At 34.2% G+C, this 23,747-nt stretch carries 19 protein-coding genes and 1 pseudogene; 14 read left to right on the top strand and 6 right to left on the bottom strand.

Annotated features, from left to right (window positions below):
- Positions 1-13: 13 nt before the first annotated feature.
- Positions 14-1,339, bottom strand: coding sequence for an MATE family efflux transporter (locus AC1RPV_RS00630; RefSeq protein ID WP_481760948.1), 1,326 nt, complete (start codon positions 1,337-1,339; stop codon positions 14-16).
- A gap of 311 nt (positions 1,340-1,650) precedes the next feature.
- Between AC1RPV_RS00630 and AC1RPV_RS00625 the strand changes: the two genes are divergently transcribed.
- Positions 1,651-2,958 (top strand): sialate O-acetylesterase, encoded by a 1,308-nt coding sequence (locus AC1RPV_RS00625; protein WP_481760947.1) that lies wholly within the window; start codon positions 1,651-1,653, stop codon positions 2,956-2,958.
- Between the two features lie 62 nt (positions 2,959-3,020).
- Here the strand turns inward: AC1RPV_RS00625 and treC are convergent, their stop codons facing one another.
- Positions 3,021-4,667, bottom strand: coding sequence for an alpha,alpha-phosphotrehalase (gene treC / locus AC1RPV_RS00620; RefSeq protein WP_481760946.1), 1,647 nt, complete (start codon positions 4,665-4,667; stop codon positions 3,021-3,023).
- A gap of 17 nt (positions 4,668-4,684) precedes the next feature.
- Positions 4,685-5,407, bottom strand: coding sequence for a trehalose operon repressor (treR, locus tag AC1RPV_RS00615; RefSeq protein ID WP_481760945.1), 723 nt, complete (start codon positions 5,405-5,407; stop codon positions 4,685-4,687).
- A 195-nt stretch (positions 5,408-5,602) separates the two neighbouring features.
- Here treR and AC1RPV_RS00610 point away from each other — a divergent pair.
- Together AC1RPV_RS00610 and AC1RPV_RS00605 are read left to right on the top strand one after the other, a co-directional pair.
- Positions 5,603-7,596, top strand: a pseudogene (locus tag AC1RPV_RS00610) (PTS sugar transporter subunit IIABC).
- Between the two features lie 205 nt (positions 7,597-7,801).
- Positions 7,802-9,829 (top strand): copper-translocating P-type ATPase, encoded by a 2,028-nt coding sequence (locus AC1RPV_RS00605; protein ID WP_481761140.1) that lies wholly within the window; start codon positions 7,802-7,804, stop codon positions 9,827-9,829.
- Positions 9,830-9,883: 54 nt separating this feature from the next.
- On the opposite strand, the gene AC1RPV_RS00600 is transcribed toward AC1RPV_RS00605, so the two are convergent.
- Positions 9,884-10,789, bottom strand: coding sequence for a proline-specific peptidase family protein (locus tag AC1RPV_RS00600; protein ID WP_481760944.1), 906 nt, complete (start codon positions 10,787-10,789; stop codon positions 9,884-9,886).
- 165 nt (positions 10,790-10,954) lie between these two features.
- On the opposite strand from AC1RPV_RS00600, the gene AC1RPV_RS00595 reads away from it, so the two are divergent.
- Both AC1RPV_RS00595 and AC1RPV_RS00590 read left to right on the top strand, forming a co-directional pair.
- The gene (locus AC1RPV_RS00595; protein ID WP_481760943.1) at positions 10,955-11,947 is read left to right on the top strand and encodes a biotin--[acetyl-CoA-carboxylase] ligase; all 993 of its coding nucleotides are present in this window, start codon (positions 10,955-10,957) and stop codon (positions 11,945-11,947) included.
- The gene (locus AC1RPV_RS00590; RefSeq protein ID WP_481760942.1) at positions 11,934-12,458 is read left to right on the top strand and encodes a biotin transporter BioY; all 525 of its coding nucleotides are present in this window, start codon (positions 11,934-11,936) and stop codon (positions 12,456-12,458) included. Before AC1RPV_RS00595 ends, AC1RPV_RS00590 begins: the two co-directional genes overlap by 14 nt.
- A 52-nt stretch (positions 12,459-12,510) precedes the next feature.
- Here AC1RPV_RS00590 and AC1RPV_RS00585 read toward each other — a convergent pair whose 3' ends face one another.
- Positions 12,511-14,934, bottom strand: coding sequence for a Xaa-Pro dipeptidyl-peptidase (locus AC1RPV_RS00585; protein ID WP_481760941.1), 2,424 nt, complete (start codon positions 14,932-14,934; stop codon positions 12,511-12,513).
- Between the two features lie 154 nt (positions 14,935-15,088).
- On the opposite strand from AC1RPV_RS00585, the gene AC1RPV_RS00580 reads away from it, so the two are divergent.
- From AC1RPV_RS00580 to AC1RPV_RS00550, 7 genes are all read left to right on the top strand, one after another.
- Complete coding sequence (locus AC1RPV_RS00580; protein ID WP_481760940.1) at positions 15,089-16,690, top strand: peptide ABC transporter substrate-binding protein; 1,602 nt, start codon at positions 15,089-15,091, stop codon at positions 16,688-16,690.
- Between the two features lie 133 nt (positions 16,691-16,823).
- A complete protein-coding gene (locus tag AC1RPV_RS00575; protein ID WP_481760939.1) occupies positions 16,824-17,927 on the top strand; it encodes a YibE/F family protein in 1,104 nt (367 codons plus the stop codon).
- A complete protein-coding gene (locus tag AC1RPV_RS00570; protein ID WP_481760938.1) occupies positions 17,924-18,676 on the top strand; it encodes a YibE/F family protein in 753 nt (250 codons plus the stop codon). Before AC1RPV_RS00575 ends, AC1RPV_RS00570 begins: the two co-directional genes overlap by 4 nt.
- A 60-nt stretch (positions 18,677-18,736) precedes the next feature.
- Complete coding sequence (locus tag AC1RPV_RS00565) at positions 18,737-19,408, top strand: MIP/aquaporin family protein (protein WP_481760937.1); 672 nt, start codon at positions 18,737-18,739, stop codon at positions 19,406-19,408.
- A gap of 108 nt (positions 19,409-19,516) precedes the next feature.
- Positions 19,517-20,692 (top strand): cation:proton antiporter, encoded by a 1,176-nt coding sequence (locus AC1RPV_RS00560; RefSeq protein WP_481760936.1) that lies wholly within the window; start codon positions 19,517-19,519, stop codon positions 20,690-20,692.
- A 133-nt stretch (positions 20,693-20,825) separates the two neighbouring features.
- Positions 20,826-21,665 carry a pyridoxamine kinase gene (locus AC1RPV_RS00555; RefSeq protein WP_481760935.1) on the top strand — a complete coding sequence of 280 codons (840 nt, stop codon included), beginning with the start codon at positions 20,826-20,828 and terminating at the stop codon, positions 21,663-21,665.
- Between the two features lies 1 nt (position 21,666).
- The gene (locus AC1RPV_RS00550; protein ID WP_481760934.1) at positions 21,667-22,209 is read left to right on the top strand and encodes an ECF transporter S component; all 543 of its coding nucleotides are present in this window, start codon (positions 21,667-21,669) and stop codon (positions 22,207-22,209) included.
- 49 nt (positions 22,210-22,258) lie between these two features.
- Here AC1RPV_RS00550 and AC1RPV_RS00545 read toward each other — a convergent pair whose 3' ends face one another.
- Positions 22,259-22,438 carry a hypothetical protein gene (locus AC1RPV_RS00545; RefSeq protein WP_409021673.1) on the bottom strand — a complete coding sequence of 60 codons (180 nt, stop codon included), beginning with the start codon at positions 22,436-22,438 and terminating at the stop codon, positions 22,259-22,261.
- Between the two features lie 174 nt (positions 22,439-22,612).
- Here AC1RPV_RS00545 and AC1RPV_RS00540 point away from each other — a divergent pair, with 174 nt between their 5' ends.
- Positions 22,613-23,167, top strand: a complete 555-nt coding sequence (locus AC1RPV_RS00540) for a guanylate kinase (RefSeq protein WP_481760933.1) — start codon at positions 22,613-22,615, stop codon at positions 23,165-23,167.
- A gap of 78 nt (positions 23,168-23,245) precedes the next feature.
- Positions 23,246-23,686, top strand: coding sequence for a Fur family transcriptional regulator (locus tag AC1RPV_RS00535; RefSeq protein WP_409021670.1), 441 nt, complete (start codon positions 23,246-23,248; stop codon positions 23,684-23,686).
- The last annotated feature ends 61 nt before the right edge of the window (positions 23,687-23,747 follow it).

Raw genomic sequence — 23,747 nt, 5'->3', positions numbered from 1 at the left:
AGAAACCTTCTTTTTATTGTTTTTTAATTTGTTTATTAAAGAAACTGAATAGGAATACAGTACTGATGACGACAATGATTAATTCTGTGACGGGTAAAGCAACCCAAACACCAGTTAAGTTGAAGAAGTGGGCAAAAATAAATAATAAGCCTAGTAGTAAGACATAACCGCGCAAGATAGCTAGAATAAGTGCATGTTTGGGTTCGCCAATCGCTGAGAAAAACATGCTAAACACAACATTAAGGGATGATCCAAATAAGCTTAAGAAGTAGATTGGAATGCCTATTTCAGCATAATGGATTAACTCTTGGTTGTTACTATTATTGAATAATGCAATAATAGGATCTTTTTCAAAGGTCAATGTAAGGTATAAAATTGTGCCAATAATAAAACTAACAATTAACCCAAAACGTAATATTTGCTTAACTTCTGGCCAATTCCGAATTCCAAATTCTCGACTGAGTAAAGGCTGAATTCCTTGGGCAACACCATTAAAAAGTGATAAAGCGACTAAGACGATGTTTGCGATAATTCCATAGGCTGCGACAGCTGTATTTCCCGCTAAACTTAAAATGACAAGGTTGAAAGCAAAAATGCTGACACCTGTACTCATTTCAGTTAGAAAGACAGGGAACCCGAATTGAACAACTTTTTTTATTGTCTTAAAGTGAATAGACGTTCGTTGGAGCGTTAAAAGACGTCCTTCCTTTTTACGATGGAAGGTTAATATAGCTAAAGCAACAATTGGAGAAACAGCAGTTGCCATTGCAGCACCACCCATACCAAGATGTAATGGGTACATAAAAATATAATCAAAAATGATATTGAATAAACTAGATACTAACATGGCAACCATCGATAAATGTGGATTATTATCGTTTCGAATGAAACTTAAAACGAGATAATTACAAGCAAAGAATGGTGCAGCTAGCAAAATATAAGTTAGGTATTCAGCAGCTAATTTGTAAGTTCCTGCGTTTGCACCTAAAAAATAGAGTAAAGGTTTCATGAATAAAAAGCCTAAGACTGAGAAAGCTAGGCCGAAAATAATCCCAACAATTAAAACCTGTGTGAAAATTTTTTGACTCGCTTTTTGATCCTTAATCTTTAAAATAGAAAATAAAGTTGCACCACCAATTCCGAGTAACAACCCGACGCCATTTAATAAATTAAAGAGGGGTAATACAATATTTAAAGCCGCTAAACCAGTTGTTCCAACCGCATTAGCAATGAAATATGTATCTGCCAGAAGATACACAGATAAACCTAAAGTACTTAAAACGTTCCGTGTGACGTAACCTGAAAGTTCACGACGGATAGAAACCGTTTGATTATTCATTTTGAGCTCCTTATCGGTACCTATTTTTTATAATCTTATAATAATGGACAATAAAAAATAGGTACCAACATCCTTCATTAAAAAATGGCCTCTTGGATGTGATAACTATTATTTTTGTAAAACCCGGCGATTTTACACTGTTTTGACTGTCTTTATTCTAGCAACTATTATTCAAAATAGCTAGGACAAACAACTAAATAATAGTCAAAGTAGCTGACTAATCCATTTGATAAAAAGTCGATAGAGGCTTATCTTATGTTATAATTGTAAAGGATACTTAATGGACAGCGACTAGAAAGAAGGGTTTAACAGTGGCAACAACATTGCGATTAGCACCACTATTTACTAATCATATGGTTATGCAACAAGATCAGACAACACGTTTTTTTGGTTATGCAGAACCCAATCAAGAAGTAACTGTAACGATTTCAATGGGCGGTAGCGAAGATACAATTGAAACAGGAATTGCTGATGATACAGGATACTTTTTAATTGAAAGTATCTCATTTTTAGCACCTACAATTGTGACCGTTCTAGTTAAATCAGGAACAGATAAAATAATTTTACGCGACGTACAATTTGGAGATGTATTCTTGATTGCTGGACAATCAAATGCTAACTTCAAAATGGCTAAAGATGATGAATTTGATCATAATAAAACAATGCCAATGATGAATTTACGTTTTATCAATATACCTGAAAAGCAATCAACAGAAGAAAATCCATGGCAAATTGTTGATGAAGAAAATATTGGTAACGTTACAGCATTAGGCTATTATATGGCTAAGAAGGTTCGTCAATATGATGAATACACACCAATTGGCCTTGTATTATGTGCTAAAAATGGGACTTCAGCTGCAAGTTGGGTATCAGAAAGTACACTAATAAATAACGAGACTTTAAAAGCAGCTTATGTTGATACTAAAATTCCAAGTTTAGAAGAATCCGATAATTTATACGATACGATGTTATCACAAGTGGGTCCTTACCGATTTAAATTGTTAACTTGGTATCAAGGTGAACGAGATGCAGGAATAGATACAAAACATTATGGGTTACTTTTGAAAAAATTAATCCGTGAATGGCGCAAAACGCTTAAACAAAATAAATTACCAACTTATATTATTCAGTTACCACAATATAATCATAAGATAGCTAATTCATGGGCTGAAATTCGCGATGCACAACAAAAGTTTGCAGCAACAGAAAATCGGGTTTACTTAGTTACAGCTATGGATGAAGATTCAGCTAACGAGATTCATCCAAGTAGTAAAAGACAATTAGGTTATCGTGTAATCGAATTATATTCTAATTTTGGTAAATTCGATGAAATGCAAACAAGTCCACAATTATCTGAAATTTCAGCTGATGTAAAACAAATGCGTCTTAACTTTTCAAATTGTGAACAACTTGAAACAACAAATGATATTGATTTAAAATGGATCATGCCAGGGGATGTTTTAAAACCTGCAGTGATTGATTTAGGTACAAATGATATCAAGATTCGATTAGAAGAAGAATCAATTGGCTTACAGTATGCATATGCAAATGTAACTTCTGCCGGCTTATGGAACGAAAACCATATTCCAGTTAGTCCTTTTAAAATCTACTTTGATTAATCTTAATAAGTTCTAAATAAAGCAGCCTTACAATTTAAAATTGCAAGGCTGCTTTATTTTAGTTAGTCAATCAAAAAGGCAACTGACTGATATGGAGCTAACGTCATAGCTGTTTCTAATTTGATATCGGTTGGATAATTATTGATGACAGTTGATATTTCCCCGGTAAATGCAGGTAAAGTAATCGTTGTCGTTGTACCATAGAAATTATTTAAAACAATTAAACGTTGATTTTTTAGTATTCTTTGGTAAGCAAAAACTTGAGTATCGTCCATTAAAAGAGGTTGATAATCACCAACAGAGACAATTGGCAGAGTCTTACGTAATTTAATTAGTTGTTGATAGTAATTAAATATTTCGCCGCGTACTAATTCATTTTGAACGTTGACGATAGACTGATTCATTGGCATCAACCATGGTTTTTCAGCTGAGAACCCTGCATACTCAGAGTTATTCCATTGCATGGGAGTACGACTATTATCACGAGATTTTGCTTGAATAATGTCTAAGGCTTCAGTTTCACTGAGTCCTTTCGCTAATAATGTTGGGTAAATGTTTTTGGTTTCAATATCATTATAATCAGATAAATGCTGATATTGAGGATCGCTCATCCCAATTTCTTCTCCCATATAAATAAAAGGCGTTCCACGTAATAAATGAATAGTTGTCGCTAGCATTTCGGCAGATTTTTCACGAAAATGGACGGGATCACCAAAACGATTAATAGCACGAGGCTGATCATGATTATTCCAAAATAAAGCGTTCCAACCATGACCAGCTGTCATACCTAATTGCCAATCATTTAGAATGTTTTTTAAACTCATAAAGTCAAAAGGCATCGTCGTCCATTTATTTCCATGGGTATAGTCAACTTTTAAATGGTGGAAGGTAAAGACCATTGATAACTCGTTGTTTTTGCCTAACGTGTATTCAATACAATTATCGATTGAAGTAGAAGACATTTCACCAACGGTCACAGCATCAGGGTCTTGACCAAAACTAGATTCGTTAAGTTCTTGTAGATATTGATGAACTATTTTTTTATCTGTATACATAAGTCTACTATCAGTACCATAAGGTGCATCAAGTAAATTGACATCTTTACCGATGACATTGATAACGTCGAATCGGAAACCTTTAACACCTTTGTTGCGCCAAAAATTAACAATCTTGGCCATTTCTTTTCGAACTGCTGGATTATGCCAATCTAAGTCTGCTTGAGTTGGGTCGTAGAGATGAAGGTAGTACTTACCCGTATTTCCGAAAGCTTCCCATGCAGGACCACCAAATTTAGAATCCCAATTAGTTGGAAGCGAGCTATCTGGTTTTGCTCCACGAATATAATAGTAAGCCATATATTTTGGATCACCTTTTAGCGCTTTTTGGAACCATTCATGTTCAGTTGATGTATGGTTAAAAACCATATCCATCATGACATCGATGCCTACAGATTTTAGCTTGGTAACAAGTTCATCAAAATCAGCCATAGTACCAAACTTAGGATCAATATGATAATAATCTGAGATATCATAGCCATTATCATTTTGTGGTGATATGAAAAAAGGATTAAACCAAATCATATCAATATTGAGTTGTTTTAAATAAGGTATTTTAGCGATAATCCCTTGTAAATCGCCCAGGCCATCATTGTTACTATCATAAAATGATTTTGGGTAAATTTGATAAATAATTTTATCTTCAAATGTCATCGTTATTCTCCTATTAGTTATATTTTCTTCGTCCGTCGTGCAAAATCAACAAAACTAAAACGATCTGAGCGGTGAATAGCTTCGGTAATCTGAAATAAACGACTATCTTGTAAATAGGTTTCACTTCTTATGACAACAACAGATTCTGTTTTTGGAATGTTTAATAATTTTTGGATAGTTGTATCTGCTGGTTCAACTGTAATTTTTTTAATAGCATAACTGATTTCTAAGCCTAATTTATTTTCAAAATAATCATAAAGCGAATTTTGGGCAACTGCTAAAGGTATCTCAGGTACGATATCTGAAAGTATGTAGTCACGATCAATAACACTGGGTTCATTTTTAACAAGTCGTAGACGTTCAATAAATGTCGCTTTATCGCCAACAACAGACTTAGGTGCAAAACTCTCTATAGGAATAGTTGTGACAAGTAACTGTCTAACTTGTGTTTCCGAATTCATTTGAAGAGACTTATTCAGTTCCTCATATGAAGTAATACCTGAGACGGGAAAAGCGAATCGTTGAATATCTAAAACAAGCGATCCTTTGCCTCGAATTTTTTGAATATAGCCATTGGTTAGTAAATTTTGGAGAGCCTTTCGAATTGTTTCGCGAGAAGTACCGTATAAATGGCTCAATTGAATTTCACTAGGTAGGAATGTTCCTGATGCGTAAATATTATGTGTGATTTTAGTGACAAGATCTTGATAAATACCTAAATGTTTATTTTGGTTCGTCATAATAGTCACCTCCAATGATAAGGTTATTTTAACATAAACATTCTAGTCTATACAAGTATATATAAATGTTAATTTAAAAGAAAAGAAAGCGTTGACATCCTGTATAGACAGGTTTATTATAAGGATAACTTGAAAACGCTTAATCGCTGTAAGCGAATCTAGTTAAATAAATTAAAAAAAATGGGGGAGAGAACAATGTCGATTTTTAAAAGAAAACAAAAGGTAAATGATGATAAGTTTTACGCACCAGCAACTGGGGAGTTAATTGATTTAGAAAATGTGAGCGATTCTGTTTTTGCTCAAAAATTAATGGGTGATGGCTTCGGATTTAAACCAACCGCAGGGGAAATTTATAGTCCAGTATCTGGAACTATAACATTGGTTGCATCAACAAAACATGCTATCGGATTCACGATGGATAATGGACTTGAAATTTTATTACACATGGGTGTTGATACGGTTGATTTAAAAGGTGCACCATTTGATATTAATATTAAAAAAGGTGCTCGTGTTCATGGTGGTGAATTACTTGGGACTATGGATTTAACACAAGTTTCTGAAGCACAATTAGACAATGTTTTAATGGTAGTAATTACAAATACACAAGATAAATTAGACAAATTAACATTATCGGAACCACAACCTTTTGAAGGTGGCACGGAAGTGGGATCTGGTACTGCAAAAGGGGAGGAATAGTTATGGCAAAAGATTACACACAATTAGCTACAGACATTATCAAACAAGTCGGTGGTAAAGAGAATATTAAGAGTTTAATCCATTGTATTACGCGGTTACGATTTTACTTAGTTGATGAAAGTAAAGCAGACGATGAAGTGATTAAAAATTTAACAGGTGTAATTGATGTTCGTCATGCTGTTGGACAATATCAAGTTGTTATTGGACCAGCTGTTACTGATGTCTATGATGCAGTTATTGCACAATTAGGAACATCATACGCAGGTGGCGAGGTCGATGCTGCCGATGATGCACCAGCTGAGGAAAAACCAACAACATTCCGTGGAAAATTGAATGCTGGATTTAATACTTTGATTGGTGTTATCACAGGTTCTATGATGCCAGTAATTGGATTATTGGCTGCTAGTGGTATTTTAAAAGGATTACTTCAAATGGCTGTCGATTTTCGTTGGACAGAAGCCACATCACAGACTTACATTTTCTTATCAGCCATGGGAGATTCAGCATTCTATTTCTTACCTATTATTGTTGGATTCACAGCTGCACAGAAGTTAAAATCTGATCCAATTATTATGGCTATTGTTGGTGGTGTCTTGGTATATCCTTCACTTTTTGGTATTGCAACAGGAACAAAAGTGTTTGGACAACTTTTGGGGATGTCATTAAATACTAACTTATTTGGGATTCCAATTCATATGGTTAACTATACTTACAGTATTTTCCCAATTATTGCTGGAGCATGGTTAGCACATTATGTTGAAAAAGGACTCAAAAAAGTTATTCCACAAGTTTTACGAATGATTTTTGTACCATTGTTAGAAGTTATGATCGTTTCGGCCGCTATTATCATTATTGTTGGACCTATTATTACGTTAATTAGTACAGGTATTTCTATTATTTTAAACACAATTTTAACAGCAAACTACCCAATTGCAGGTTTTGTTATTGGTGGATTATATCAATGTTTAGTTATCTTTGGTTTACATTGGGCAGTTGTTCCTTTAATCGCAAACGATATTGCTTCAAAAGGCTACAGCTACTTAAATGCAATTGTTTCAATTACAATGGTAGCTCAAGGTGCTGCTGTAATGGCAGTTATGATTAAATCAAAAATGGCTAACATTAAAGAATTATCTGGTGGTGCAGTTATTGCAGCATTCAGTGGTATTACAGAACCAGCTATTTATGGGATTACCTTAAAATATGGGCGTGTCTTCTTAGCAGCTAATATTGGTGGTGCAGTTGGTGGATTAGTAGCCGGACTATTAAACGTTAATATGTACGGATTTACTGGTTCATTAATCGGATTCCCTTCATTCTTTACACCTTTAAAGTTTGGTGGAGGAATGAGTAACGAAATTAACTTTTGGATTGCATCAATTGTTACAATAATCGTAGCATTTGGTTGTACTTGGGTCTTTGGATTTAAAGATTCCGATGTACTTGCTGAAAAAGAAGTTAACCGTCGTAAAACAATTGGTAAAGATGCATAGAATTGTAAATTAACTAAAATGTTTATGTGATTATATAAAAATGTCAAAGGGATATTTATCTCTTTGACATTTTTTTTGTAACAGATAAATTATTTGACTATCTAAGTTTACAAGTGTAAACTAAAAATATAAATTAATGGAGGCGGTATAAATGGATCACAAAGATATGAAAGAAATGGATCACATGAATATGAATCATAAGGATATGAAAAATATGGACCACATGAGTATGGATCACATGGATATGGAAGGAATGGACCACGATCAAATGAACATGGGTGGGCACATGATGCATATGGGAAATCTAAAATTGAAATTCTGGATTTCTTTAGTTTTAGCAATTCCTATTGTTTTAATGACACCTATGATGGGGATTAACTTACCCTTACAGTTTACTTTCCCTGGATCTGATTGGGTTGTAGCACTTATTGGTACTGGATTATTTTTCTATGGCGGTAAAACATTTTTAGATAGTGCAAAGATGGAGCTTGCAGATAAAAAGCCAGCAATGATGACCTTAATCGCAATGGGTATTAGTGTGGCATACTTGTATAGCTTATATGCTGTTGTGATGAATAATCTTGTAGATCCAAGTCATCATGTTATGGATTTCTTCTGGGAGTTAGCAACGTTAATTGTCATTATGTTGTTAGGTCATTGGATTGAAATGAACGCTGTTATGTCAGCAGGAGATGCTGTTCAAAAATTAGCACAACTCTTACCTAAACAAGCACATATCGTTAGAGAAAATAAAAAAATTGAAGATGTTGATTTAACAAATGTTCATGTTGGAGATATTCTGTTAGTTAAAGGAAATGAAACGATTCCAGCTGATGGAACAATTATTTCTGGTAAAACAAGCGTCGATGAAGCTATGATAACTGGTGAATCGAAACAAGTTGAAAAAGTAGTAGATGATGAAGTCGTTGGTGGATCAGTTAATGGTAATGGAGAAATCCAAATGACTGTAACGGGAACTGGTGAAACAGGTTACTTAGCTCAAGTTGTTAAATTAGTCACAAAAGCGCAGTCAGAAAAATCAGATACGGAAACGTTAGCTGATAAAGTTGCGGGATATTTATTTTATGCTGCCATGACTGTTGGTATTTTAGCATTCATTGTATGGTTAATTACAGGGACATTTAGTCAGGCATTATCAATTCTTGTAACTGTTCTAGTGATTGCTTGTCCACATGCTTTAGGTTTAGCCATTCCATTAGTTGTTGCGAGAAGTACTTCTTTATCAGCTAAAAATGGCTTATTAATCAAAAATAGAAATGCGCTAGAAGTTGCACACACAATTGACACATTACTTGTTGATAAAACAGGAACTTTAACTGAAGGTCATTTCGTGGTAACCGGATATAAAACATTTACTGATCAGTTTTCTGAATCAGAAATTATCGGATTGATGGCGTCGTTAGAACGTGGATCGACACATCCTTTGGGTAAAGGAATCATTCAAAAAGCAGAAGATTTAAAAATTGAGATTCCAACTGCAAGTGAAACACAACAAATTAATGGTGTTGGATTAGAAGGACATATTAACGATGATGCATTCAAAATTGTTTCTGAAGCTTATGTTAATAAACAACAGTTATTAACGGATGAAATGGCTTCTGACAACGAAGGAGATTCAATTAGTTATTTAATTCAAAATGAAAAAGTGATTGGGTATGTTGCTCAAGGGGATCAAATTAAACCAGAATCATTTGGTTTAGTCGAAAAATTAGAAAAAATGAATATCAAAGTGATTATGTTAACTGGTGATAATCAACAAGCTGCTGATAAAGTTGGTGCAAAACTAGGTATTGTAGATGTTCGTGCTAACTTAATGCCTGAAGATAAGGCTAAAATTGTTAGTCAGTTAGAGGGCGAAGGACATAACGTTATCATGGTTGGTGACGGTATTAATGATGCGCCTAGTTTAGCAAGTGCAACAATAGGGATGGCAATTGGTTCAGGTACGGATGTTGCTGTCGACTCTGCAGACGTTATATTAGTTAAAAGTAATCCGATGGATATCATAAAATTTTTGAAATTAAGTCGAAACACAAGATTGAAAATGATTCAAAATCTTTGGTGGGGTGCAGGTTATAATATTATTGCATTACCATTGGCTGCCGGCGTTTTAGCACCAATTGGCTTTATTTTAAGTCCATTAGTGGGTGCAGTTGTGATGTCGTTAAGTACAATTGTTGTTGCAATTAATGCAATGATGTTACACGATTAAGAGATAAAAAAATACCACCGTTGATAGTAGTTATCAATGGTGGTATTTTTTAATTTAATCTTTAAAATTGTCGTTTTCAACATCTGATAAGAAGGTACTTAAATGATCAAAGTAAACAGGAGCGTTATCGATCATATGATGATGACCACCCTCAGGAGTTGTTTCAAGACGAGCATGTGGAATTGTTTCTGACATTCTTTTAGCTGTTGCTAAAGGCATTGTTTCATGTTCGCCAAATGTGATTAATGTTGGGACAGTAATATTTTTAATGCGGTCACGAGTAGACCAGTCTTTTAATTTACCAGTCACAACGAATTCATTGTTACCTTGGAAGTAATTATAAACGGGTTCAGCCATTGTGCTTACTAAATGAGAAATTTGGGCTGGCTTTTTACGATCAACATAGCCGTCATTTAAAATATCGACATAACCTTGGTAACGGTCATTATCAAGATCGTTATTTTTTTCACATTCTTGCATGTAGGCAAGCGCATCAGCATCCAATTCTTTAGCACGAATAGCATTAACGTTTGCTAAATATTCGTTAATATCATCAGTCATACTTGAGATAATAGCACCTTTTAAATGGTCACCATATTTTAAGGCGTATTCTTGAACAAGAGCACCACCCCATGATTGACCAATTAGGTAGAAGTTATCTAAACCTAATTTAATACGGACTTCTTCAACTTCATCAATGAAGTAATCAATATTAAGAAATTTATCAACATTTTCTTGTTTAGTAAAATCTGGTTGATCAGAATACCATGAACCGAGTTGGTCATACATTGAAACCTGAACGCCAAGAGGTGCTAATTTTTCAGCAAAATTTTCGTAATATTCATGTGTACCACCAGGCCCACCATGTAGACAAAGTAGTTGGATATCACCTTGTCCTTCAGTATGAGTCCAGAGATGATAACCATTATCTAACGTAATAATTTTCGTTCCGTATGCCATATTAATCCACCTAATTTCTTAAGAATAGATTAATCATAGCACTTTTATGATTATTTACCAGAATGAAAGTGAGGATGGTATTTTTTTAAGAGTGTTAGTTGCATATTTTAGTGAGTTAGCTTAAAGTTATGTTAACTAATAAAATTAAAAGGTTAACGGTGTAAAATGAAAACTAAAGACAGTATTCTAAAAATATTAGCTGGACAACAAGATACTATTATTTCGGGAGAACTATTGGCTGAAAAACTTGGCGTTTCGAGAACTGCTATTTGGATGGCTATTAAGAGTTTACAAGAGCAGGGTTTTGACATTAAGACGATTCCACAAAAAGGATATAGTCTAAATGATGGTAATCAGTTGAACGCACAACTAATTCAATCTTATTTAACAACTGACATGATGCAAATTGAATTATTTGATGAAGTGACATCTACCAATGTATTGGCGAAAGAGCGTTCAAGCCAGCCCGATATACAGGGTCCACTGTTAATAGTGGCCAATAGTCAAACAGCAGGATATGGTCGATTTGGTCGAACATTTGAATCACCAGAAGAGACTGGGATTTATATCAGTTATTTATTGAGAATTGATCAACCTATCAAAGATGTTGGTCAGCTAACGACAGCAACTGCCATGGCGGTTAGTTATGCTTTAGAAAATAAATTGAAAATTCAACCACAAATAAAGTGGGTGAATGATATTTATTATCAAAATAAAAAAGTCTGCGGGATTTTAACGGAGGCTGTCACAGATTTTGAAACGCAGCAAGTGACAAGCTTAGTTATAGGGATTGGGCTAGATTTTAAAACAGACCTTAAAAAATTATCTCCAGAGTTACAAGATAAAGTGGGTTCATTAATTGATGAATCGAATAATGTCACACGGAATGAGTTGATTGCTGAAATTACCAATCAATTTATCCAAATCTATCAGAATTACCAAAATGGTGACTTCATGAATGATTATCGTAAACGGTCACTAGTTATTGGACAGACAGTTACTTTAAAAAGTGGTCATCAAGAAATTATTGGTACAGTTGAAACAATTAAAGATGATGGACAGTTGGTATTGAGAGATAAAAATGGGCAAATAACGACTTATATGGCTGGTGAAATTACAAAGGTGAATGTGGAAGGCTTAACAAATGGGACAAAATAAACAGTTAAAACAATTAATTATAGCAGCAGAGTTAGCAGCCGTTTTGGGTGTTTTATCCCAGTTAACCATTCCATTGGGGCCAATCCCGTTAACGTTACAAACCATTTTTATCGGATTATTATCGAGTTTGAGACCGGTTCAAGAAGGATTAAAAGCGGTGGGCATTTATCTCCTATTAGGATTAATAGGAATCCCAGTTTTTGCTGGATTTCATTCGGGACTTTTTTCTTTAATTGGACCAACAGGTGGTTATTTATTTGGTTTTTTAGCCTATATTATCTTAACGGGGCTGTTTTTAAAATGGTATGGTAATGGTCGTTGGCAGTTGTACATGGGGAATTTATTAGGTGCTAGTGTGCAATTAGTTTTAGGAGCAATCTGGTTAATGGTTTACCAACAAACCTCGATGCAACAAGCATTTTTAATAGGTATTTTACCATTTTTGATTGTTGGATTTATTAAAGTTATTTTTGTGTGCGAATTGTCTCATTACTTAATACGTAGATATTGATAAATAAAAAAAGAAAATCATCAATAATTTTTTTGATGATTTTCTTTTTTATTTAGAATAATGATACTGTACTAACAGATTGATAAGGAATTTTAAGACGCGAATTAGCTAAGTTAATAGTATAACTATCTGAATCGTTATTTCGTAAAGTCATCCCAAAATCTGTTGCGTAAATGATTAATTCAATCTGATGACCTTCCTTAATGTGATAGGCAGTTGGTTGTAAATCAAAATCTACTGTGTTGAAAGTTCCTGGAAGGACAGAATCATTTTGATAACGATTTGTCCTATTTTGTAAATTGATATGACCTTTGGAAATCATTTTCCAAGGAGTTTTTGTGGGATTTTTAGTAAATTCAACCAAATCATCTTCACGCCAATGAAATCCCATATCTAAAGATTTTCGTTTGAGAATGGATGGCACGGGGGTGAGTCTATTTTCTTCACCATAATCGATAAGCATGCAACTAATGAGCCCTTTTGTTTGTAGTGCTGCAACAGACAATTTTATGTGAGCAGAACCGGAAATAAACAGCGGTTCTGTTAATGGTTCTGAGATTAATTGGATTCTATTTTTAGCCATTTCTGTTTCTTTAGTTGAAACTAAAGCTTGATTCCAAAGATGATTATCTCTGACGTAGTTGTTAAAAAGGTCAGTTGGTAAGTTATCTTTGAAAGTAGCAAATTGGTGAGCATCTGATGTGACTGATTGTGTTAATTTATTTTGTTGGAAATGATAGGATTGGGTAGGAGAATCCGGGTCTGCCCAATCATCATAAGTGTGCCACGTTTCAGCTTCTAGGTTATCTTGTATGGTGACATTGGGAATAAGTGTCTCAGCACCATTTTCGATATTATAAAGTTGATTTGATAACCATAAATTCATCATATCAGTGAAATCTAATGAGCGAAAGTTATTGATATAGATATGTTTACCTTGGTGTAAGAATAATTTTTTAACAATAGGTAAAGGACGTAATGCTTGCCAAAGTTGTTCAACTTGGCGAGGTTTGACGTTCCAATCATTTAAACCATGGACCATAACAATATTTGCTTTGATATTTTTAGTTTGGTTTAAATAATTACGTTCATCCCAAAATTTATTGTAATTACCAGATGCACGGTCTTGTCCTATAGATAATCGATTCATAACTTTGTCAAAGTAGTCTTGAATATTAGCGTAGTCGGCGGCATCTTTTTGGCGACTTAAACAAAGCGCAGCTAAAACATCTGCATCTTCACCTTGGCAAGCTTCAGGCGCGACGACTAGTCCATTTTCACGATAATAATCATACCAACTTGAAATAGCGGCTTCAGAAATGATTGTTTTTAAGCCGGATACACCAGTTGTTGCAGCTGCAGTAGCAAGCGTACCAAGGTAAGATTTACCAGTCATAGCAACGTTACCATTACTCCAAGTGGCTTTAATTGATCGATTATCGAGTTTATTTGTGAATGCTTGCCGATGTCCCGTTAGCCATTCAATAATGGCGACGGTTGATACCGTTTCTTCAACACTCCCACAAGTACGAATACCATCTGATTCTCGAGTACCAATACCAGCTGCATAGACGATTGCAAATCCTCTAGCTAGCATGTAATCGTTGAATGTATACGAAGATTCACGGCTAAAGGTTTGCTCAGTTTCTGTTGATTCTGAGAGGATTGATCGTGGTTCGGGTAAGTTGGATTTCTGATAGTTATAGGTGATATCAGATTCAGTTAATTCAGTAACTGGTTTTTCGGTAAGCGGGATATCAACGTTGCGCATTAATTCAGAATCATCATTTGTGCCTTGATTGTAAGGACTTGCTGTATAAAGAATAGGTACTTTTAGTCCGGATGTAACTAGTGGTCTTAAAATTTCTGTTTTTAATAAATCACGTTGACCATCTTGGTCAGTATCTAATGGGGCTTCAACGTAGACGACTTCACGAATCAGTTTAGTTGTATCAAAAACAGGTTGCGCTTTTCCATTGAAAAATAAAGGTTTCGCATCTTTATAAAATGAAACAAAGTACCCTTTATTTGCTAGTGTATCTGTGAAGACTTGGCCATTTTTGGTATGTGTTGTCAGTAAGAGATACCATGCGGACCAAAAATCATTAACGGATTCAATAATTTCAATAGAAGGTAACTGAATTTTAGCCATTGCCGTAAATGGGTCATCAATTTTGAAATCGACATCGACTTCAAATTCTAGTAACTGTAATGCAACATTATAAAAGATAACAGGTGTTAATTCCTTTTTTGTAGTAAAAAATTCATAAACAGAAATGGATTCTGTCGCTAATAAGGACATCATTTTTTGTTGTTTCGCACCGATTGTTTGATAGTCGATGAGAATTTTATTGAGTAATTGTTCAAATAAATGTGTAGGATTGGTTTCGGAGGCTATATACAAATTAATAGCTTTAAGTTCTTTTATTTGTGTCTCAAAAGTAGGTGTATAGTTAGCAAATTGATTATTTTTCATAAGTCAAAAACTTCCTTTCAGAATTGAGTAAGACACTGGGTTAAGTATAGCTTAAATGTAAAGTTGGTTGAAATGATACGTCTTTATTGACAAAAAATAAGTAACTAGGTAAAGTTAATCACATTAAGGTAACTAAAAAAGGAGAGTGTCTAAAGTGAGAAGGAAAATTGCGGTAGTTTTAAGTATCATGTTTATAGGGGTGCTAGCTGCTTGTTCAAAAACAGCGACGAAAGACGATAACATATTAAAAGTGGCTGTAACTGATCAATTAGGCACTTTAGATTCTACTAAATACAGTGATACATTTAGTGTTGAAGCAATACAAAACGTTTATGAAGGATTGTATACGTATAATCAAAAAAATAAACCAGTGTTAGCTGCAGCAAAAAGTGTGACGGTTAACAAAGCAAAAACAGTTTACACCTATAAATTAAGAGCTGAGAACTGGTCAAATGGGACTCCTGTTACAGCAAATGACTTTGTTTACGCTTGGCAAAAACTAGCAAATCCTAAAACAGCATCACCTAATTCACAACGAATTGATATTATTAAAAATGGGTTTGCTATCCGAAATGGCAAGATGGCCGTTGATAAGTTAGGTGTTAAAGCGCTGAATAAAACAACATTAGAAGTTACTCTGGCACAACCAATTAGCTATTTACCAGAAGTATTAACGGGTGCACCATTTGTACCTCAAAATGAAGCTTACGTTAAAAAACAAGGTAGTCAATATGCAACGGATTCACAACATATGATTGTGAATGGTCCTTATAAATTAACTGATTGGGAAGGAACTAATAACAAATGGTCATATGTTAAAAATACCAGTTATTGGAACGCTAAATCAGTTAAGTTAGCTAAAGTTGACGTTCAAGTTGTTAAAGATGGTGCAACTGCTGGCAAGTTATATCAAACAGGGAAGATTGATTTCTCAATGTTAGCAAATGATTATGTTAAACAATATAAGAATGAAAAAGGGTTCGCAACACGTAAAACACCAATGATTGGTTATTTAGGTTTTAATACTAAGCGTGAGGCAACTGGTAATAAACATATTCGTAAAGCAATTGCGCTAGGATTTAATAAAAAATTATTAGCTAGCAAAATTCTTAATGATGGTTCATCTGCATTAAATGGAATCGTCCCAGCTAAATTTGTGTCAAATCCGATTAATGGGGAAGATTACCGTAAAGAAGCAGGAGACTTGCTTGCTTTTAATAAAAAAGAAGCTAAAGCAGAATGGGAAAAAGGACTTAAAGAGATCGGTAAGAAGGACTTAACAATTGAAATATTGGGTTCTGATACGCCAGAAGCTAAACAAGTGATTGAATACTTGCAAGCGCAGTTAGAGAGTAACTTACCTGGATTAAAAATTAACGCACGTAATATTCCAATTAAATCGCGATTAGCAGCAACAACGGCTTACCAATTTGATATCGTTTATGGGACATGGACACCAGATTATGCTGATCCAATTAACTTTATTAATGATGGTGGCGCTTATCATTTAAATACCGATTACAAAAATGCACAATATTTAAAAGATATCGATCAGTCTAAAAATGAATTTGCAACAAATCCAACGAAACGTTGGAATAGCTTGATTGATGCTGAAAAGCAATTGGTCGAAGAAGATGCTTATACAGTACCTGTTTTCCAAGGTGCAATGGCCTACTTATTGAACCCAGATGCATCCGGATTACACATTAACCCATATGGAACGACATTATTTTATCGTGACATGTCTATTAAGTAGATAATAGTTAGCTGTTTCAAAGCTTTATAAAGTTAAAATAAGATAGATTAAAGTCTGGCCTTTGGTCGGACTTTTTTTGTTGTAAAATGTTAAACTGGTGGAAGTGTATTAATAATAAATGAGGTGTGAACCCATGAAAAAGTTACTTCAGAAGAACATTATTTTAATTCTAACGATTATTATCGGTGGCATACTCGTAATAGGTGTTAAATTTGATCAAGCACTGTATTCAGATACGATTGTTAAAATAACACAGGTTAAGGATGAAAAAACTGAAAAAGTAACAGATGAATTTGAAAATAAAGATACACAGACTAAACAAAAATTATTTGGAACTGTGATGAATGGTAAGTATAAAGGGCAAAAAATAAGACTACCAAATACATATTCTTCATCTCGCGCAAATGATCAAAAATACCAGAAAAATGATCAAGTATTTGTAACGATTAATCCTCATAAAAGTGGATTAACTGGTATTATTGATGGGTTCAAACGAGATGTCGTCGTGGCCATATTAATTTGGATTGCCGTTAGTATGCTGGTAGGATTTATGCAGTTTAGTGGCATGATTGCTGTATTAAGTATCGTCTTAAATATGATTATTTTCTTTTTAGCCATTAAATTTGAAATATTCGTTAATATTACGAACTTCTTTTGGATTTTCGCAGGTATTGCTCTAATATTTGCAGTACTGACCTTGAGTTTGGTAATTGGCTTTAATCGACAGATGCTGGTCACGTTATTGGCAACTTTGACGGGAACTAGTTTATCGTTAATCATTAGTGTCATTATTTTAAAACTGACAAATGATCAAGGGATGCATTACGAAGCTCTATCTTATGCAACGCAAGCGCCAAAGGAACTATTCCTTGCTGCCACACTACTAGGTTCTCTAGGGGCTGTCATGGATGAATCGACAGATATCGTTGCAACACTATTTCAATTAAAAAAAGAACAACCAACTATTTCATCGAAAGAACTTTTTAAATCTGGACGTGAGGTTGGACAATCGATTATGGGACCATTAATTAACGTCTTATTCTTAATTTTTATTGCTGACATTTTCCCACTTGCCGTTTTGTACTTTAGAACGACCAATACAATTGGCTATACTTTTTCATGGACCATGGCTTTAGGAGTTGTCCAAACATTAATCAGCGGTATTGGGATTGTCATTGCGATACCTGTCGCAAGTTTTTTTGCAAGTCGATTAATCAAAGGGGATGACACATTATGATTACAATTGGTTGGTTAAGTGCCATTTTATTTGTCTTAATGGTCATTGTTGGAGGAATGAATGGTGTTCGTTCATTTTTAAGCTTATTTTTTAATTTTATCATGTTATTTTTTACGATTATTTTAATTACGGGAGGATTTCCGCCGGTAGCAGTGACCCTAATTAATGGCATTATTATTTTAGCTATTACGATTTTTCTTGGTGATGATAATGTGCAAGTTACTGAAACTGCTTTTTATGCTTCGTTAATTGTTCTGGTTATTCTCGTTCTTTTGATTATTCCAGTTGAACATTTTGCTGCAGTTCAAGGTTTTGGTGCAGAAGATAGTGAAGAAATAGAAGCATTTTCGTTATTAGTAGGCGCTAATTTTATGCAAATAGCGATTTCAACAGCTATTTTTAGTACTTTAGGCGCAATTGCTGAAGGTGCGATTGCAATTTCGGCTGGCTTAAATGAGATTATTGAACAAACACCAACAATTGATTTAAAAAAGTTATACGCAGCTGGTATTAGTATTGGTAAACATATTATTGGAACAACGTTTAATACACTATTTTTTGGTTTCTTTGGTGGCTTTTTAGCGCTATTTATTTTATTAGTACAGACGCATGCTACATTCGCAGATATTATAAATGATAAAATTTTTGTTGCAGAATTAATAATGATTTTATTTTCTATTATAGGTGTTATTCTAGCGGTTCCAATTACAGCATGGGTTTTAATTCAAAAATTAAAAATAAAAAAATAATTGAAATGAGTTTATGGTTATGTGTATAATTAAGAGATACTAATATAGGGGGATTTAAAATTGAATTATAAAAATTATATTGCTGAATTTATCGGCACATTTTTCTTGGTATTATTTGGTACAGGGGCAGTTACGTTAGGTAACGGTAGCCCACTTGTTATTGCACTTGCATTTGGTTTAGCTATTACATTGATGGTTTATGCTATTGGACCTGTTTCAGGTGCACACATCAATCCTGCTGTTTCATTAGCAATGTACATCAACAAGCGCATGTCATTGACTGATATGGTTGCTTACTGGGTTAGTCAAATCTTAGGTGCGATTGTAGCATCTAGCGTGGTTAAGATGATTATTTCATCAATGACAGATACATCAAAAGTTGCTGATGGTTTTGGTTCAAATAGTTATGCAACAATTCCTGGTGGTATGGCATTTTTCGTTGAAGCCTTATTCGCATTCTTATTCATCTTTATTATTTTGATGGTTACGAGTGAAAAATTTGGTAACAGTAATATTGCTGGCTTTGTGATTGGTTTAACATTAACAGTACTTATCTTTGTTGGTTTACCACTTACAGGGGTTTCAGTTAACCCTGCTCGTAGTATTGGACCTGCACTTTATGCCGGTGGCGATGCACTTTCACAACTTTGGGTATTTATTCTTGCACCATTAGTTGGTGGTGCTATTGCAGCATTCGCAGCAAAATATATTTTTAACAGTGAAGAAGCTTAATTTAATTAAGTGAATCATAAGCAGTGAATTCCGAGAGGGAATTTGCTGCTTTTTATTTTTAATGTATGTTATGGTTAATATAGATAGTGACAAGTGAGAGGAGAAATAATGGCATTTTTAGGAACGATTTGTTTAGTATTAGTGGCAACATCAATTGCGGGTCATGTCAGCACACGAATTGGTGTTCCTAGTGTTATCGGGCAATTATTAGTTGGTGTTTTACTTGGACCAGCAATGTTGAATTGGGTCCATTCAGATCATTTATTTGCGATGTTCGCAGAAATTGGTGTGATTATTTTAATGTTTATGGCGGGATTAGAAAGTGATTTAGATCTACTTAAAAAGTATTTAAAACCGGCCTTATCAGTTGCGACTTTAGGTGTTGTCTTCCCTATCTTAGTTGTCTATTACTTTGGTCGAATTTATAATTTTGGATTTGAATCGGCTTTATTTTTAGGTGTTATCTTTGCGGCAACGTCAGTTAGTATTTCCGTCGAAGTCTTGAAAGAATTAAAACGATTAGATTCAAAAGAAGGTGCAACAATCCTAGGTGCGGCCGTTGTGGATGATATCTTAGCTGTTGTTATTTTAAGTGTATTAGTTAGTGTATTTGGTAATATTACAAGTACCGGTGATAGCGCACAAGCTAACATTTGGATTGGCTTCTTATTAGAATTTGTTTACTTCATTGGTATTTTAATCCTATTCAAGTGGGTGGCGCCTTTCTTGATGAGATTAAGTGAACGATTATTAGTTGGCTCATCGATTACGATTATGTCACTGGTTATCTGTCTAGGTATGGCCTACTTAGCTGACTTAGTGGGGTTAAGTGCTGTTGTTGGTGCCTTTTTTGCAGGAATTGCAGTGGCACAAACACCGTATAAAAAAGAAATTGATGCCAATATTGAACCAATTGGTTATGCAGTCTTTATTCCAATGTTTTTCACGAGTATTGGATTAAGCATGTCATTTGATGGATTTATGAAAAATATTTGGTTTATCGTTATTTTAACGATTTTGGCCGTCCTCACAAAATTACTAGGTGGTGGATTAGGTGCTAGGTTACTTGGATTTGATTTAAATAGTGCATATGTAATCGGTGCGGGGATGATTTCTCGTGGCGAAATGGCTTTGATTATTGTCCAAATTGGGTATACCGCACACTTGTTGTCGACGGAATACTATTCGGCAGTTATCATGGTAATTATTATTTCAACTATCGTAGCACCGTTTATGTTAAAACATGCGATTGGTCGACAAAATAAAATTGAATTGAAGAAATAGTTGAACTGTTGAGGAACTAGCCTAGTGCTAATTTTTCAACAGTTTTTTATTTTTAAATGGTTACTAAATATCGCTATTCTGGCGTATTCATTTTATAATGAATTAAATAACTTCAAATGAAGAAGGTGGAATAATGAAACAATTATTGATTGCACAAGATTTATCTAGTGTTGGTGGTGTTTCATTAGGGATTGCGGTTCCTGTTTTAGCTAGTTATCAACAACGGACGACAATATTGCCAACAATGTTATTAAGTAGTCATACAGGTGGATTTGGAGTACCAATGAAGGTAGACATCTCACCATTTATAAAAGCTTTTGAAGAACACTGGGCAACTATTCCAGTTCAATTTACGGGCGCATATTTGGGCTATCTAGGGACGGCAGAAAGTATTAAAATGATGGGGATTCTACTAGATAGGTTATCTGATGATAAAGCACTCACCGTTATTGATCCAGTTATGGCTGATCACGGCACGTTATATTCAGGACTGACAAACGACTATGTAGAAGAATTAAGCATGTTATGTTTAACGCAAGCAGATTTAATTTTACCCAATTTAACAGAGGCTTACTTATTGGCAGACTGTAATTATCAGGAAAATCCTAGCGAGGCAGAAATTAAAAAGTTACTAACACGTTTATTAAAGAAATTAAATTTAAAAGCGGTTATAATTACAGGAGTTACAAACCAGAAAAATCAAATTGGTGTTGTTTTTCTAACAAAAGAAGGCGAATCAGGTTGGGTATTAAAAGAACAACGTGAGAATCATTATTTTGGGACAGGAGACTTGCTAGCAAGCTGCGTAGTGGGTGAGTTAATGAATGGTCATTCACTAAGGGAAGCATTGGAATTTGCAGTAGAAGTAACATGGAAAGCGATGAGTAATTCTGATAATGAAGGACTTGATCAAAGGTTAGGGGTTAATTTTATGAGTATTTTACCCGATATTAACGATAGAATGGAAAAATAAAATGAGAAATGAAAGATTAAGAAGCATTATTTTAGCGGGATTATTTGCGGCAATTATTTATATAGGTATCTCAGTTTTTAGAATACCAATCCCAGCTATGGTGGGAAAACCATTTATTCATTTCGGTAATTCACTAGCAGCATTGGCCGTGATTTTTTTAGGGTTTAGTTATGGCACAATTGCAGGAGCGATTGGTCTGGGATTATTTGATATTTTGAATGGTTATGCAGATACGTCATATTTTACTGTACTAGAAGTAGTGGTTATTGCATTACTAATTACGGTTGTTACGAAAGGATTAAAAAATTATCATGGTAAATATTGGATTATCATTATTGCTGCAACGGCAGGAATTGGTAAAATAGGAACATCATATTTAGTTTCGATTGGTGAAGCAATGATTAAAGGTGTTAGTTTTAATGTCGCCGCTGTTCAGGCGTTTTTAAGTTTACCTGCAACTGTTGTTAATTCAATCTCGACAATTATCATTGTTAGTTTATTATACGTACCCATTAAGCGATTGATGGTAAGGTTTAATCGGTAAAAAAGTCCAAATAAAAAAGGGTTGATGTGCGTGAGCTCACATTTACCCTCTATACAAATTGTCCAGATTGAACATATTTCATTTCTGTTGATAAGTTGGAAACGGCTGTTTCGATTGTTACCCCAGAACCTGAAATGGCTGGATTATTTTTTGAACTAGCAATAAAGATTTGTTTTTCAGTGTCTAAAGAAATCGTATACCAGTTTTTACTAAATGTTCCAAATTTCATAAGTGTGTATCCTCCGTATTTCTATATCTTACTACCATGAAAGCGCATTCTACTTTCTTTAGTAGAAGCTTAGTATAGTACGTACATAAAATGAATGCAAGTCATTTGTTTTATATTAACCAAAAATTTTTTAAATAATATGAAGAAGTCTAAAAACGATAAAGGGATGATTTAATGCAAAAACGAATATTCGTGATCACGGGTGCTCCGGGAACAGGTAAAACGACGATTAGAGACTATCTAACCAAGCAATTTGATGCCAAAAAGGTGATTACTCACACAACTAGGCAACCAAGAGTTAATGAAAAAAATGGTCGCGATTATTATTTTGAATCCGATGAAACTTTTTTTAATTTTCATTATTTAGAACATGTTGAGTATGATCGCCATTACTATGGTTCATCAAGAGAAGCGATAGATGCTGCTTGGTCAGAGGCAAAAAATGCGACAATTGTACTCGATACGGCAGGTGCCATCACGTATTCAAAAGAATTACCAAAAGAAACAGTTGTCTTATATTTGTCTGTATCGGATAATCAGATATTACAAGATCGGTTAATTAAACGGGGAGATACGATTCGAAATCGAAGTTTACGCTTAGATTCTGGTGAAGCAAAACGAGACATGAAACTTCCAGCAGATCTTGAAGGTATAGCACATGTCATTATTAATGACGATTTAGTTGACGCAAAGAAACAGATTGATCAGTTAATTCAATCATTAGGTTAAGAGTGATTGCTTTTTTTAGTTGATATGGTATTCTTCTTAAAGAGTAACCATTATTATTTAGAAATGGAGATAAGCCTTTTGACTGAATTAATTGATGATGCATTGCATATACTAAAAGAAAATAAATATAAAATTACGAAACAAAGAAAAAGTTTATTAACGTATTTAAGTCAGTATGAGGAAGCTTATGTTGACGTTACAGTTGTGGATGACTATATGAGAAATAAATATCCAGGGATGAGTCATAATACAATTTATCGAAATATCAAAGAATTTAAAGAAATGGGTCTTGTTGAGCAACGGATGAATGGTGAACGAGCCTGTGTAAAATATCAATGTGATTTTAGTCACAAACATCACCATCATTTTATTTGTACTTCTTGTAGTAAGGTGGTTGAACTTGATAGCTGTCCGCTAGATTATTTTGTAAAACAGTTACCAGGTTACAAAATAGAAGAACATAAATTTGAATTACATGGGATTTGTGATGAATGCCAAAAAAAATTATCGAAAAATTAAGTTTATCTTCGAATAAACTTCAATAACAAATGGTTTAATGGAAAAAGTACAAAATTGGAGT

The sequence above is a fragment of the Dellaglioa sp. CoH-55-MRSF-9 genome, assembly GCF_056782155.1.
Note: the sequence above shows the minus strand (reverse complement) of the source record. Positions and strands in the feature narration are given on the sequence as shown.

Bases quoted from the DNA above. Each gene is read 5' to 3' on its own strand.
- AC1RPV_RS00630 (WP_481760948.1), bottom strand. From the start codon at position 1,339: ATGAATAATCAAACGGTTTCTATCCGTCGTGAACTTTCAGGTTACGTC.
- treC (WP_481760946.1), bottom strand. From the start codon at position 4,667: ATGACATTTGAAGATAAAATTATTTATCAAATTTACCCAAAATCATTT.
- treR (WP_481760945.1), bottom strand. From the start codon at position 5,407: ATGACGAACCAAAATAAACATTTAGGTATTTATCAAGATCTTGTCACT.
- AC1RPV_RS00605 (WP_481761140.1), top strand. From the start codon at position 7,802: ATGAAAAATATGGACCACATGAGTATGGATCACATGGATATGGAAGGA.
- AC1RPV_RS00600 (WP_481760944.1), bottom strand. From the start codon at position 10,789: ATGGCATACGGAACGAAAATTATTACGTTAGATAATGGTTATCATCTC.
- AC1RPV_RS00595 (WP_481760943.1), top strand. From the start codon at position 10,955: ATGAAAACTAAAGACAGTATTCTAAAAATATTAGCTGGACAACAAGAT.
- AC1RPV_RS00590 (WP_481760942.1), top strand. From the start codon at position 11,934: ATGGGACAAAATAAACAGTTAAAACAATTAATTATAGCAGCAGAGTTA.
- AC1RPV_RS00585 (WP_481760941.1), bottom strand. From the start codon at position 14,934: ATGAAAAATAATCAATTTGCTAACTATACACCTACTTTTGAGACACAA.
- AC1RPV_RS00575 (WP_481760939.1), top strand. From the start codon at position 16,824: ATGAAAAAGTTACTTCAGAAGAACATTATTTTAATTCTAACGATTATT.
- AC1RPV_RS00570 (WP_481760938.1), top strand. From the start codon at position 17,924: ATGATTACAATTGGTTGGTTAAGTGCCATTTTATTTGTCTTAATGGTC.
- AC1RPV_RS00560 (WP_481760936.1), top strand. From the start codon at position 19,517: ATGGCATTTTTAGGAACGATTTGTTTAGTATTAGTGGCAACATCAATT.
- AC1RPV_RS00555 (WP_481760935.1), top strand. From the start codon at position 20,826: ATGAAACAATTATTGATTGCACAAGATTTATCTAGTGTTGGTGGTGTT.
- AC1RPV_RS00550 (WP_481760934.1), top strand. From the start codon at position 21,667: ATGAGAAATGAAAGATTAAGAAGCATTATTTTAGCGGGATTATTTGCG.
- AC1RPV_RS00545 (WP_409021673.1), bottom strand. From the start codon at position 22,438: ATGAAATTTGGAACATTTAGTAAAAACTGGTATACGATTTCTTTAGAC.
- AC1RPV_RS00540 (WP_481760933.1), top strand. From the start codon at position 22,613: ATGCAAAAACGAATATTCGTGATCACGGGTGCTCCGGGAACAGGTAAA.